This window comes from Sphingomonas sp. DBB INV C78 (assembly GCF_042693015.1).
Classification (GTDB): domain Bacteria; phylum Pseudomonadota; class Alphaproteobacteria; order Sphingomonadales; family Sphingomonadaceae; genus Sphingomonas_E.
In genome coordinates this window covers 3759736-3772861 of the sequence record NZ_CP170544.1, presented here as the reverse complement: position 1 = coordinate 3772861, position 13126 = coordinate 3759736, and the positions used below count along the sequence as shown (strand labels likewise).

Below are 13126 nucleotides of genomic sequence, written 5' to 3'. Positions count from 1 at the left end.
GTCATGCAGTTTCGGCTATGCTGTGTCGGCGATCACAGTGCCGAATGGTTAACGGAACTAATGGGTGATTCGCCGCGCCACCGGGTAGCGTATTGGCGGCGCGGCACCGTTTACCGATTTGTCCGCACCGGCCGGCGATATGAAGGCCCTTGCAGATGAATGCCCAGGAACTCGCCGCGATGCTGCCGCCCAATTCGGTGCTGGCGGCGTGCTCGTTGGACGAGCTTGCCGATTTGCTCTCGGCCTCCAGCGTCCACAATATGAAGGTGGGCGAAGCGATATTGCGCCAGGGTGATGAAGGCGAAAGCGCCGTCGTCATCCTCGCCGGCATCGCCCGCGTCGCGATGATCGCACCCAACGGCCAGGAAATCGTGCTCGATTATGCCGAACGCGGCGCCGTGCTGGGCGAGATCGCCTTGCTCGATGGCTTGCCGCGCACCGCGTCCGCCACCGCGCGCTATGCCGGCCGCTATCTCCGCATCGGTCGCGCGGCGTTCGAGCGGCTGGTCGAAAATCACCCCAAGGTCGCGCTGCGCATGTTGCGCGATATGGCGCGGCGGCTGCGCGATACCGATACGACGATCGAATCCGATCGTGCGTTCGGAGCGGGGCCGCGGCTCGCTCGTTTCCTCAAGCGGCTGACCGAGAAGAATACCGACGGCCATCGCCTCGAAGGCGATCTCAGCCAGGGCGAGCTGGGCAATTTCGTCGGCATGAGCCGGGAGAATATCAACCGCCAGCTCGCGGCCTGGGCCGAAGCCGGCGTGATCGAGCTTTCCGGCGGCCGCGTGCGCATCGTCGACGAGGCCTATCTCGCCCAGATCGCCGAAGCGGGGGATTGACGTTCCCATTACCAAATAACCGTCATCCCGGTCCAGGCCGGGTTAGCGGGTGACGATCAGGGCCTCGCCCTCTTCGGCGACGCGCCAGCCATGCTGGGCCGCCAGGGCGCCGATTTCCCTGGGTGCGGCGGGATCGTCGGCGAGGATGCGGACGGCATCCCCGTCGCGCATCGCCCGGGCGACGCGAAGCGCCGGCCAGGGGCAGCGCATCCCGCGTGCGTCGACGAATGTTTCGGTCACGGATCGAAGGGATTTTTCGGCGCGCGCATCGTCAGGCGGACCGGCACCGCACCGAAGCCGAGATCACGGCGGATGCCGTTGACGAGATAGCGGCGATAGCTTTCGGGCAATTCGTCGACGCGCGTACCGAACAGGATGAAGCCGGGCGGGCGGGTCTTGGCCTGGGTGAGATAGCGCAGCTTGATCCGGCGGCCGCCGGGGGCAGGGGGCGGGTTCTTCTCGATCGCTTTTTCGAACCAGCGGTTGAGCTGGCCGGTCGAGATGCGCTTCGACCAGGCATCGCGCGATTCGAAGGCGGCTTCGAGCAACTGATCGATGCCGCGGCCGGTCGCCGCCGACACGGTGAGGAGCGGCAGACCCTTGACCTGCGCCAGCCCTTCATCGAGCGCGCCGCGCACGCCCTGGAACAGCGACGGCGGATTTTCGGCGACGTCCCATTTGTTGAGCGCGATGATGAGCGCGCGGCCTTCCTGCAGCACCTTGTCGGCAATGCGCAGATCCTGCGCCTCCAGCCCGAGCGTCGCATCGAGCAGCAGCACGACGACCTCGGCGAAATCGACGGCGTGGAGCGCGTCCGCCACGGACAGCTTTTCCAGCTTGTCCTGGATCTTCGCCTTCTTGCGCAGCCCGGCGGTGTCGATCAGGCGGACCGGGCGGACATTGCCGTCCTTGTCGGTCCATTCCCACTCGATCGCGATCGAATCGCGGGTGATGCCGGCTTCCGGGCCGGTGATCATCCGCTCCTCGCCGAGCATCTTGTTGATCAGTGTCGACTTGCCGGCGTTCGGCCGCCCGACGATGGCGAGCTTCAAGGGGCCGGTCGGCCGCCCTTCCTCGTCCTCCTCGGGCTCCTCCTCTTCATATTCGTCTTGGTCGCGCTCGATATGGGGAAGGAGCGCCTCGAACAGATCGGCGAGGCCCTCGCCATGCTCGGCGCTGAACGGCACCGGATCGCCGAACCCCAAGGCGAAGGATTCGAGCACGCCGCTGTCGCCGGCCTTGCCCTCGGCCTTGTTGGCCAGGATGATGACGGGAGTATCGCCGCCGCGCAGCCAGCGCGCGATCTCTTCATCGAGCGGGGTCACGCCCGCGCGGGCGTCGATCAGGAACAGCGCGACATCGGCGGTGTTGACCGCGGCCTGCGTCTGCTGCCGCATCCGGCCGGGGAGCGTGTTGGGATCCTCATCCTCGAAACCGGCGGTATCGACGATGCGGAATTCAAGGCCGAGCAGGGTCGCGTCGCCCTCGCGCCGATCGCGCGTCACGCCGGGACGATCATCGACCAGCGCCAGCTTCTTGCCGACGAGGCGATTGAACAGAGTGGATTTGCCGACATTCGGCCGGCCGACGATCGCGACCACGGGGAGCTTGGACATTGCGCCCCCTTAACGGGAATCGGCCGCGGACGGGACTCTTATATGCAACCCAACTCGTCATGCCAGCGAAGGCTGGCATCTGGTGCGGCATTTGTAAGTCCATAGCCGCACGAGACCCCAGCTTTCGCTGGGGTGACGCAAGTTAGTTTACCGCCAGGCGGTGATCGTGCCGTCTTCGGCGAGGATGTAGAGCGTCTCGTTCGCGATGATCGGCGGAAGGAAGACGGGGCCGCCTGCCTTGCCGGTGGAAAGCACGTCGCCCGTGGTGGCGTTGACGTTGATCAGTCGGCCTTCGGTGCTCGCCAGGATCAGACGGTCGCCGCCGAGCACGGGGCCGGTCCAGCTGATCGGGCCCTTCTTGTCCTTGGCATCCTTCCAGCGATCGAGCTGGGTGATCCAGCGAACCTTGCCGCTGGAGCGCGCGATACAGAGCAGCCGGGCATCATCGGTGACGACGAAGATCCACTCTCCCGCCACCCAAGGCGTCGAGATGCCGGCGATGCTGAGTTCCCACAGGCGCTGGCCGGTGTTGAGCTCCATCGCGACCATGCGGCCGCCCTGGCCGACGGCATAGACACGGCCCTGATCGATCACGGGATCGGCGTCGATGTCCGACAGACTGGCCACCGCGGTCGAGATGCTCGTGCGCGACAGCGCGTCCTGCCAGACGCCACGGCCATTTTCGTAGCGATAGGCATTGAGCTCGCCCGAGGAGAAACCGGCGACGACCGTGCCGGCAGCCGCAGCCGGCGCCGCGACGCCGAACACGCCGGCCAGTTCCAGGGTGCCCGCCTCGTTCCACACAACCGAACCGTCTTCGGCCTTGAGCGCGAAGAGCTGATTGTCCTGGCTCATGACATAGACATGGCCGTTGGCCACGGTCGGTGCGCCGCGCAGCGGGCCGCCGGGACGCACCGTCCAGGCAATATTGCCGGTGGCGGCATCGAGCTGCGCGACGTCGCCAAGGCCGGTGGTCGCGTAGAGCTTGCCGCCTTCATAGCTGACGCCGCCGCCGAAGATGACGCGGCTCGACTGCGATTCCTTCTGTTCCTTGCCGTCGGTCGTCTTGGCGGACTCGATCGCACGGACCCACTGTTCGCTGCCATTGGCGGCATCGAGCGCGTGGACGCGGCCGACGATGTCCATCACGAACAGCTTGCCATCCGCCACCACCGGCGAAGCGGCAAGGCGTGCCCGCTTGGAACTGCCGTCGATCTGCTTCTTCCATGCCGGCGCGAGATTCTGGCCGAGCGCGAGATGGCCGAGCGTCTTGGAGGCATTGCCGCCGGACTGCGTCCATTCCGTGTTGATGGTCGCGCCGGGAAGTTCGACCGGCATGTCGGCAAGCGACGGATCGACCTCCGCGCCGGTTTCGAAGGTGAGCACGGGCGTGCGTTCGCCCAGCAGCTTCGACTTGGGCTTGCTTTCCTTGAACATGCCGCAGCCGCTCAGGCATGCGAGGACGACGCCCGCGATCAGGATACGCTTCATGCTGGTCATTCCTTTGCCGGGCCCGGTTTCGCCACGGCCGCATCCACACCCAATGTCATCGCCAGGCGGCCCGCACGCTCGCGGATCGACGCCGGCGCGCCTTCTTCCTTCGCGATCGCTGCAAACAGCGGCCCGGCCAGTTCCGGCTTGCCCATCTTCACATAAGCGATCGCGGTCATTTCACCGGCGCTGCCGAACCAGGGGCTGCCAGCGATGGCCAGCGGCTTCAGCTGTTCGATGATTTGTGCCGGCGGCAGCGTATCGAACTGCGCCGCCGTCATGCGGACGAGTGCGAGATCGCGAAACGCCTGCGGCGCATTCTTGTCGGCGGTGACGGCCTTGTAGGCGGCGACGGCCCCGGCGGTGTCGCCGCGTTCCATCGCGATGCCGGCCTCCGTCAGCGCCGCGGCGCCACGATAGCCGGGATTGCCTTCGGCCTTGAGCTTATCAAGCGAGGGCGTGGCGGCCGCGAACTGCCCGTCGCCGATCTTCATCAGCGCCTGAGTCATCTGTTCGCTGGCGGCATCGGCCGCGACCTTCTGGCGATGCTGCCAGTAGAGCCAGCCACCGAAAGCGGCGAGACCCAGGAGAACCGCGATCGCCACGAAGCGGCCATAACGCCGCCAGAACGATCCGATTTGTTCGCGACGCAGTTCTTCATCCACCTCGCGGAAGAAGGCGTCTCCACTCTGGGGCGTCAGGGCCAAGCAAGTCTCTCCAAATATCGCGCCAAATCGCGAGCCGTCTTCCTTAGCGACGAGTCCAGCTTAACGAAAGCTGTGTTCAAGCCTTTGGCTGGTAAGTTTGGTCCGCGGTGGGGAAGGATCGCGCCCGCACTTCGCCGGCATAAGTGGCGGCTGCCGCACCTATCCGCGTGGCGAGATCGTCATAGCGCTTCACGAAGCGGGCGGTGCGTTCGAACATGCCGAGCATGTCGTCGATCACCAGCACCTGGCCGTCGCATTGTGCCGATGCGCCGATGCCGATGGTGGGGCAGGACACTTCCGCCGTCACCGCCACGGCCAGCGGCTCGACCACGCCTTCGACGACAATGGCGAAGGCGCCGGCATCGGCGATCGCGCGGGCATCGGCGATGATCTTGGCATGTTCGGCATTGGTGCGGCCGCGCGCGCCATAACCGCCCAGCGCATTCACCGCCTGCGGGGTGAGGCCGATATGGCCGACGACGGGAATGCCGCGCGCCTGCAGGAAGTGGACGGTGGGGGCCATCGCCTCGCCGCCTTCCAGCTTCACCGCGGCCGCGCCGGTTTCCGCCATCACCCGTGATGCGGCGCGGAACGCCTGTTCGGGGCTTTCCTCGTAGGTGCCGAACGGCATGTCGACGACGACCACCGAATGATAGGAGCCGCGGACCACGGCGGCGCCATGCGCGCACATCATGTCGAGCGTGACGGGAAGCGTGGAGGGCAGGCCGTAGATCACCTGGCCCAGGCTGTCGCCGACCAGCAGCATATCGCAATGGCTGTCGAGCAGCTGCGCCATGCGCGCCGTGTAGGCGGTCAGCATGACGATCGGCTCCTTGCCCTTGCGCGCCTGGATCTGCGGCACCGTCATCCGCTTCATCGGCGCCGGCGTCGGATGGGCGCGGCTGGTGGAGGTATCGAGTTGATAGGTGGTGGACATGGGCGCGGTGGTAGACCCGGCCGCACCACCCGGTCAAATCGGCGCGCCGGCCATTGGCGGTTCATGCTTTGGCGGCTAGGCGTGCGGCCACAGAAAAACGGGTTCGAACAAAATGCGCGCCATCATCCTAATCATTCCCGCCGCCTTGCTGCTGAGCGGCTGCATCGCCCGCACCGCTGTCGACATCGTCACGCTGCCGGTGAAGGCGGTAGGCGCTGGTGTCGACGCCATGACCACCAGCCAGGAAGAAGCCGATCGCAACCGCGGCCGGGAAATCCGCAAGCAGGAGGAGCGCGAGGCGAAGGAACGGAAGAAGGCCGAGAAGGAAGCACGGCGGCAGGCGCGCCAGGATCGGGAACGCTACGAGAATGGCGGCGATTGAGCTGTCGCACGCGGACCCATATTCGTCATGCTGAACTTGTTTCAGCATCCATGCGTCCCGCCAGCGGCAAGCGCCCACATGGACCCTGAAACAAGTTCAGGGTGACGGCGGGGTGACGTTTTTTACTCGAACACTGCCTGATACCGCTCCGGCTTGAAGCCCACGGTCAGCGCGCCATCCTTGTCCAGCACCGGGCGCTTGATCATCGACGGCTGGGCCAGCATCAGCGCGATCGCCTTGTCCGCGTCGATCCCTTCGCGATCGGCGTCGGGCAGCTTGCGAAAGGTGGTGCCGGCGCGGTTGAGCAGGACTTCCCAGCCAAGTTCCTTGACCCAGCCTGCCAGCGTCGCGCGGTCGATGCCGGCGACCTTATAGTCGTGGAAGTCTGCGGTGACATTGTTCGCGGCGAGCCAGTCGCGCGCCTTTTTCATCGTGTCGCAATTCTTGATGCCGTAGATGGTGACCGCCACGTCCGTCCTCCGCAAATGATGCCGGGGAACTGGCGCATGGGGGCCTAAGCGGTCAAGCCTCGGGCGCGCCGCCGGGGAAGAATGACCGGTAAGGCCGGGCTTCCTCCACCGCGCGGGCAAAGCTCGGCCGGGCAAGCAGCCGATCGAAATAGGCCGTGAGCACGGGATATTGCCCGCGGAAGGGGTGCACCCAATTGGCGTAGAACAGGCCCGGCGCCGCCGCGCAATCGGCCAGCGTGAAGGCGTCGCCTGCCGCCCATGTCCGCCCGGCCAACCGCTCCTCCAGCAGATGATAGGTCTTCGACAGCAGCGCGCGCGCCTCGGCATCGTTGCGCGCGTCCTTCTCGTCGTCGGGCCGCATCCGTTCGTTGACCAGGCGCTGCATCGGCGTCTGGATGAAATCGTCGAACACGCGATCCATCAGCCGCACTTCCAGCGCCGCATCGCGATCTGCCGGAATCAACGGCGCGGCGCCGGGGAAATGCTGGTCGCAATATTCGATGATGATCGAGGATTCGGGGATGGTCCTGCCGGTTGCGTCATCCGTCACCACCGGGAAATGCATCATCGGCCACAGCGCCTCCAGCGCGGCGGCGTGATCGGGATTGCCGAAATCGACCAGATTGGGCGTGAAGGCCAAGTCCCGCTCGTAAAGCGCGATCAGCACCTTCTGGCAGTAGGATGAGAAGGGGTGATAATGGAGCGTCAGCATTCAGCGCACCCAGCCGCGCCGGATCGCCAACCCTGCGAACCAGACGAGGAAGATGCCGATCAGGATGATGATCGCGGGGAAGATCGCGCCCGACGGCCCGACCGTCTCAAACATCGGCATCATCGTGAAGATCCACGCGAACTGCGCCACCGCCGCGACCAGCGAGACGATGTAGAGCGGCCGCGCGATGCGCTTGCGGAGCGCGAGCATGATCGACCCGAGCAGCCCCACCCACACGGCGATCGCGAAGATGCCGAACAGCCAGCCGGGCATGGATTTCCACAATTCCTGCTGGGCGACGGGCAGCTTGGCGAGATCGGCCGCCGTCATCGTCACTTCGCGCAGATAGGATAGGCATCCCATCAGGTTCCACAGCAACGCACACACGACGACGGCCCAGAACCAGACGGGCGGTTTGCCTTGGTCAAATCCTGCCATGCCCCTCTCCATCTTCTGTCGAGGACGGGGAGCCTGCGCTTTATGTTGCGGAAATACAATCCGTGGCCCGGACGGCGCCCCACACGCCGCCCGGGGGACGCGCGAGCGAATTACTTCGCCGGCTGCGCGTTCGTGTTGATGGGTGAAAGCGCCTTGAGTTCGTCAAGGCCCTTCGCGCTGATCTCCGCCCAGCGCTTGAACGCCATCATATAATCGCTGCGGTTGGTGACGCTGTTGCGCATGTAGGCCATGGTGTCGCCGATCTCGCGCGCATCGACCGCACGGCCCAGGATCGCGCCGCTCTGCGAATCCCGCACCTCCAGCACCAATGTCGCCTCACCCGCCTCGCGCGAATAGGTGCGCGACCGGCCCGGCGCCATCACGTCGGGCGCGTTGACCGAAATGTTGATGACGGCAGTGCGGATGCGCAGCACATCCGGCCCCGGCGTGGTGACGACCTGATAGCCGCTCGCCGTCTGGGCCTGCCGGAACGCTTCTTCAAAGCCCGCGCGGACCTCACCCAGCATCTTCTCCGCATCGGAATCGCTGATCCGCCGCGACACGCCGATCGTGGAATTGTTGTAATCGCGCAGCCAGTTCTTCTGGAACGCGACTTCGGTGGGATCGAGCATCACCTTGGTGTAGGTGCGGAAATCCGCGCCCGGCAGCAGATAGACGGCGTCGAGCCGCTTCGATTTGACCTTGTAGAGGCTGTCCCAGGTGTCGGGCGCCTTGGCGATCGCCATGGTGGCGGGCACCACTGCCGCGACCAGCGACAGGCCGACAATCGAGGTCATGATTCCGCGCAGCATGGCAGCACCTCTTTTTCGTTTCGCCGCGGATATTAGGCCGTGATGCCCTGAGTTTTGTATCGGGGAAAATCCCGACGCGGCATGGGGATGATTGCGGGGTGGCGGGGCCGGCGGCGTAAGCGTTGATTTGACAAAGAGCTATCAAGATATATCTTTGGATTGCTGCGCCAAACTCGGAGGACCGATGCGATGAACTTTTCCAGCCCTGCCGTTGCGGACGTGTTCGCCGACTATGAGGCGCGCGCCACGGCGGACCGCGCGCAGATGGCGGCGCTGGGGGCGGAGGCCCATGCCCGGCGCGACGAATTTCTGCTGCCCGTGGGTATCGAGGTCGGCCGCTTCCTCCACAGCCTCGTCCTCGCCCGCCGCCCCGCCCGCATCCTCGAACTGGGGACGAGCTATGGCTATTCCACCCTGATCCTGGCCGATGCCGCCGTCCAGGTCGGCGCGACTGTCATCAGCATGGACCTGGCCGATTACAAGCAGGCCGAAGCGCGGCGGATGCTGGAGAAAGCGGGCGTCGCGGGCGCGGTGGATTTCCGGCTGGGCGACGCGGTGGCGCTGATCCACGCCGATCCCGGCCCGTTCGATCTGGTGCTGCTCGATATCTGGAAGGATCTCTACGTCCCCTGCCTCGACGCTTTCTATCCGAAGCTTTCGGAGGAGGGGATCATCGCCGCCGACAATATGATCGAACCGGTCGCCGCGCGCGAGGATGCCCGCGCCTATCGCGCGGCGGTGCGGACGCGACCCGATCTGCAAACGACGCTGCTGCCGATCGGCAACGGGGTGGAGCTTTCGGTGAAGTGGAGCGCGGGGAACGGGAAGTTGTGAGGGGGGAAGCTCCGATCGCGTTAAAACTCGAATGATTCGACTTATTGTTGATGTTAGCTTGGGTTAGCTGAAACTGAGGATCTTCGGATGGTCGAGGGGGTGCCGATCTTAGGTCTTTTTGTGCTCGCCTGTACGCTTCAGGATATTGACCCGCATACTGGCGCTGCAATTTCCGAGGAGCACGCCGCATCGCTAGTCGCGCGCGACGGTGTTGGAACGTTGATCGGGTGGGAAGGGTTGGACGGTCAAGGAAACGTATTGGTGCGACGGTTTGCGAACGGCGAAATATACCTCACTGGGATGATATCGAGGGAAACCTCGGCTGAGATATGGGCCGTCGTAAAACCATCTAAAATAGTTAGAAATTTCGAAATCGAATGGCGGGCACTCGATTACATTTCGGAGGACGAGCCTCCCGTTGCCGTAACATGGTCGAAGGGTTCCTGTGAGCAATTGGCGGCCGGAGGCGACTAAGCTTGTCCGGTATCGGCAGGAACTAACAAATTGGTGTTGCGGCCGATGATATCGAGAAGTCTGTCAAGATATCGATGAGATCGTTCGTTTAATAATCTCGCATAAGAGGATTTTCGATCAAACCGGGAACGCTGTCGGTTGACATCAGATCGCTCACGCTTACCCAACCGGAGCGCTGCTCCTCGATCGGTAAATCCTCGGCGATCAAAACTGCGATCACCATTCCGTCCCCGAATTGGCAAGTCGTTGCAAAAACCTCTACATCTTCCTCAGGATCGGATGCGCTCCAGCGATAACGGAAGCGATCACCAAAATTGATATTGGTGCGACTGCCAATCGTCATTTTTGGAAGAAATCCGGAAACTTCTACAAAGGATTCCATTTGTTTCAGATTGGTTGCCTGTGTCCAAGCTGACCATATCAAATAATTTTGCAGTGCGACCTTGAACATCTCGCGGTAATATAGCGCTAGCCCAATTTTGGACGCGTAGCGCAAGATCGGTCTATTTATCTCCGGATTAAAGCTGACCGCTGGAACGCGATCAAGATATAAACCCTCCGGCCTTTGTTGTCCGAGCTGGCGTAACGCGCGACGCTTGTCATTTGCACCCGACAAAACTTCTGGCACCAGCATCGGGTGGTTATTCACCATTCCGGAAATGGCGTTCTTTGCCATGTCGCGGTCCCGATTGGCTGGGTTTTGATCTGAGAGATGAACCATGAACGAGAACACCTGCTCATCCTTGCGAGAGGCATCCTGACATAGCTGGCAAGCTGGAAACTCGAAGCCATCGGGAAACTGGCGTTGAGGAAAGCAGGCGCGATTTGGAACGTGGTCGATGGTAAGACTCGGTGTCGCTCCACCGCAAAAGCAGCAAAAGGGGTGCGCCTCAAGCAGCTTGCGACGCTTCCCCAATTTCATCGACTATCTCATTCCCATTCAATCGTCCCCGGCGGCTTCGACGTATAGTCGTAGGTCACGCGGTTGATGCCCTGGACCTCGTTGACGATGCGGGTCGCCACGCGGGACAGGAAGGCCGCGTCGAAGGGGTAGATGTCGGCGGTCATGCCATCGGTGGAGGTGACGGCGCGGAGCGCGCAGACCGAATCATAGGTGCGGCCGTCGCCCATCACGCCGACCGTCTTGACCGGCAGCAGCACCGCGAACGCCTGCCAGATCGCATCATAGAGGCCGGCGTTGCGGATCTCCTCCAGATAGACGGCGTCGGCCTTGCGCAGGATGTCGCAGCGTTCCTTGGTCACTTCACCCGGAATGCGGATGGCGAGGCCGGGGCCGGGGAAGGGGTGGCGGCCGACGAAGATGTCGGGCAAGCCAAGCTCGCGGCCCAGCGCGCGGACCTCGTCCTTGAACAATTCGCGCAGCGGCTCGACCAGCTTCATGTTCATGCGATCGGGCAGGCCGCCGACATTGTGGTGGCTCTTGATCGTGACGCTGGGGCCGCCGGTGAAGGACACGCTTTCGATCACGTCGGGATAGAGCGTGCCCTGGGCGAGGAACTCGGCGCCGCCGATCTTGCGGGCTTCTTCCTCGAACACGTCGATGAAGGTCTTGCCAATGAACTTGCGCTTCTTTTCCGGGTCGGTCTCGCCCTTCAGGCCCGACAGGAACAGGGTCTCGGCATTCACATGGACGAGCGGGATGCCATAATGCTCGCGGAACAGGCCGACCACCTGGTCCGCCTCACCCATCCGCATCAGCCCGTGATCGACGAACACGCAGGTGAGCTGGTCGCCGATCGCCTCGTGGATCAGGACAGCCGCCACCGCCGAATCGACGCCGCCGGAAAGGCCGCAGATCACCTTGCCGTCGCCGACCTGTTCGCGGATCTCGGCGATCTTGGCGGCGCGGAACTCTGCCATCGTCCAGTCGCCGGCGAGGCCGCAGACATGGCGGGCGAAGTTCGCGATCAGCTTGCCGCCATCGGGGGTGTGAACCACCTCCGGGTGGAACTGCACACCGTAGAAGCGGCGGCTTTCATCGGCGGTGACGGCGAAGGGTGCGCCTTCGGATGCGGCGACCGGGTGGAAACCCGCCGGCAGCGCATCGACCTTGTCGCCATGGCTCATCCACACCTGGTGGCGCTCGCCTTCCTTCCACAGCCCGTCGAACAGGCTGCATTCGCGCGTCACCTCGATGAAGGCGCGGCCGAATTCGCGATTGTCGGTGGAGGGAGAGACGGAGCCGCCCAGTTGCTCGCACATCGTCTGCTGGCCGTAGCAGATGCCGAGGATGGGGATGCCCGCCTCGAAGAAATGCTGGGGTGCGCGGGGGGAACCCGCCTCGGCCACCGAAGCCGGCCCGCCCGAAAGGATGATGCCGCGCGGGCGGAGGCGCTGGAACGCTTCCTCGGCCGCGTTGAACGGGGCGATTTCGGAATAGACGCCGGCCTCGCGGACGCGGCGGGCGATGAGCTGCGTGACCTGGCTGCCGAAATCGACGATCAGGATGCAATCATTGGGATGGGCTGTCATGGCGGCCCGATAAAGAAAGGGCCGCTTTCTGTCCAGCCGTTGTGGACCTTTCCTTCCTCTGCATACCGGTCATGCTGAACTTGTTTCAGCATCCATGTGGGCGGTCGGTCCGGGACGCTAAGGAAAACCGCCTTTCTGCAATGATGCGATGCGGTAGTCGGCTCGCATGGACCCTGAAACGAGTTCAGGGTGACGGTGTGGAGTTCACCGCACCGCCAGTTCATTGCCGAGTTGCACGAAATCCACCCGGCCGGAACGCACCCCGCATTGGAAGTTGCGCTGGTCGCTGCCCTGATCGCCGATCGCGACCACGCCTTCGACGCGCCAGCCATCGCCATCCGGGGTGACGGTGCCGACGTCGACCACCCTGGCATCGTTGGAAAGGCGGCGCGCCTGGCGTTGCGCGGCGGTGGCGCAGGCGGTGGCTGCGGCGTCCTCTTCGCCGGTCGACGACCGTTCGGAACGGACTTCGCCTTCGTCATGATCGTTGATGGCGGAGGTGGCGATCGCGGCGATTCCGCCCGCGACCACCGCGCCCAGCAGGAAATCACCCCAGTCGAAATGATCGTGATGATAACCGTAAGCCGGATAGCCATAAACCGGGTAGCTGTAGCGCGGATAGGCGTAGCCGCCGTAGCGATAGCCGCCATGGCCAGAGCCCCTATAGCCATAGCCCTTGTAGCGGTGGCCGCCATGGCCATAGCCGCCCTTGCCATAGCCGTGACCGCCCCCGCCATGGCCGCCGCCTCGGCCTGGCCGCGCCTCGGCCGGCAGGGATGCGGCGAGCAAGACGGCCGCCATGCCCAGCCCCAACAATTTCGCGCCAATGCCCATCGTAATCGTCCCTGAAAACAGGCTCTCCTTATACGCCCAACGCGCACGCGATGCGAAGAATCCACGCGGCTCGGCTCGTCCCGA

The 13126-nt window shown here is 64.0% G+C and carries 15 protein-coding genes; 3 read left to right on the top strand and 12 right to left on the bottom strand.

Features of this window, described 5'->3' with window-relative positions; all coding sequences use genetic code 11:
- Positions 1–155 precede the first annotated feature (155 nt).
- Positions 156–842 (top strand): Crp/Fnr family transcriptional regulator, encoded by a 687-nt coding sequence (locus ACFB49_RS17805; RefSeq protein ID WP_380872639.1) that lies wholly within the window; start codon positions 156–158, stop codon positions 840–842.
- 42 nt (positions 843–884) lie between these two features.
- Here the strand turns inward: ACFB49_RS17805 and ACFB49_RS17800 are convergent, their stop codons facing one another.
- The 5 genes from ACFB49_RS17800 to panB all read right to left on the bottom strand — a co-directional run bounded on the left by ACFB49_RS17800 (position 885) and on the right by panB (position 5593).
- Complete coding sequence (locus ACFB49_RS17800; RefSeq protein ID WP_380872638.1) at positions 885–1082, bottom strand: sulfurtransferase TusA family protein; 198 nt, start codon at positions 1080–1082, stop codon at positions 885–887.
- Positions 1079–2458 carry a ribosome biogenesis GTPase Der gene (der, locus tag ACFB49_RS17795; RefSeq protein WP_380872637.1) on the bottom strand — a complete coding sequence of 460 codons (1380 nt, stop codon included), beginning with the start codon at positions 2456–2458 and terminating at the stop codon, positions 1079–1081. The genes ACFB49_RS17800 and der overlap by 4 nt, the downstream gene beginning before the upstream one ends.
- Positions 2459–2605: 147 nt before the next feature.
- Positions 2606–3949, bottom strand: a complete 1344-nt coding sequence (locus ACFB49_RS17790) for a PQQ-binding-like beta-propeller repeat protein (protein ID WP_380872636.1) — start codon at positions 3947–3949, stop codon at positions 2606–2608.
- Positions 3950–3954: 5 nt separating this feature from the next.
- Positions 3955–4656: a tetratricopeptide repeat protein gene (locus ACFB49_RS17785; RefSeq protein WP_380872634.1), complete on the bottom strand. Its 702-nt coding sequence runs from the start codon at positions 4654–4656 to the stop codon at positions 3955–3957.
- Positions 4657–4732: 76 nt separating this feature from the next.
- Positions 4733–5593, bottom strand: a complete 861-nt coding sequence (gene panB, locus ACFB49_RS17780) for a 3-methyl-2-oxobutanoate hydroxymethyltransferase (protein WP_380872633.1) — start codon at positions 5591–5593, stop codon at positions 4733–4735.
- A gap of 112 nt (positions 5594–5705) precedes the next feature.
- On the opposite strand from panB, the gene ACFB49_RS17775 reads away from it, so the two are divergent.
- Positions 5706–5975: a hypothetical protein gene (locus tag ACFB49_RS17775; protein WP_380872632.1), complete on the top strand. Its 270-nt coding sequence runs from the start codon at positions 5706–5708 to the stop codon at positions 5973–5975.
- A 122-nt stretch (positions 5976–6097) separates the two neighbouring features.
- On the opposite strand, the gene ACFB49_RS17770 is transcribed toward ACFB49_RS17775, so the two are convergent.
- From ACFB49_RS17770 to ACFB49_RS17755, 4 genes are all read right to left on the bottom strand, one after another.
- Entirely contained in the window at positions 6098–6445 is a 348-nt protein-coding gene (locus ACFB49_RS17770) for an ArsC family reductase (RefSeq protein ID WP_380872631.1), read from the bottom strand.
- 52 nt (positions 6446–6497) lie between these two features.
- Positions 6498–7157 carry a glutathione S-transferase family protein gene (locus ACFB49_RS17765; RefSeq protein WP_380872630.1) on the bottom strand — a complete coding sequence of 220 codons (660 nt, stop codon included), beginning with the start codon at positions 7155–7157 and terminating at the stop codon, positions 6498–6500.
- The gene (locus ACFB49_RS17760; RefSeq protein ID WP_380872629.1) at positions 7158–7595 is read right to left on the bottom strand and encodes a hypothetical protein; all 438 of its coding nucleotides are present in this window, start codon (positions 7593–7595) and stop codon (positions 7158–7160) included.
- A gap of 110 nt (positions 7596–7705) precedes the next feature.
- Entirely contained in the window at positions 7706–8407 is a 702-nt protein-coding gene (locus ACFB49_RS17755) for a DUF3313 family protein (RefSeq protein ID WP_380872628.1), read from the bottom strand.
- A gap of 189 nt (positions 8408–8596) precedes the next feature.
- On the opposite strand from ACFB49_RS17755, the gene ACFB49_RS17750 reads away from it, so the two are divergent.
- The gene (locus tag ACFB49_RS17750) at positions 8597–9241 is read left to right on the top strand and encodes an O-methyltransferase (RefSeq protein ID WP_380872627.1); all 645 of its coding nucleotides are present in this window, start codon (positions 8597–8599) and stop codon (positions 9239–9241) included.
- 562 nt (positions 9242–9803) lie between these two features.
- On the opposite strand, the gene ACFB49_RS17745 is transcribed toward ACFB49_RS17750, so the two are convergent.
- From ACFB49_RS17745 to ACFB49_RS17735, 3 genes are all read right to left on the bottom strand, one after another.
- Positions 9804–10637, bottom strand: coding sequence for a hypothetical protein (locus ACFB49_RS17745; RefSeq protein WP_380872626.1), 834 nt, complete (start codon positions 10635–10637; stop codon positions 9804–9806).
- Between the two features lie 8 nt (positions 10638–10645).
- On the bottom strand, positions 10646–12208 hold the full coding sequence (gene guaA / locus ACFB49_RS17740) for a glutamine-hydrolyzing GMP synthase (protein ID WP_380872625.1): 1563 nt from the start codon (positions 12206–12208) through the stop codon (positions 10646–10648).
- A 204-nt stretch (positions 12209–12412) separates the two neighbouring features.
- Complete coding sequence (locus ACFB49_RS17735; RefSeq protein WP_380872624.1) at positions 12413–13009, bottom strand: hypothetical protein; 597 nt, start codon at positions 13007–13009, stop codon at positions 12413–12415.
- Positions 13010–13126: the final 117 nt, after the last annotated feature.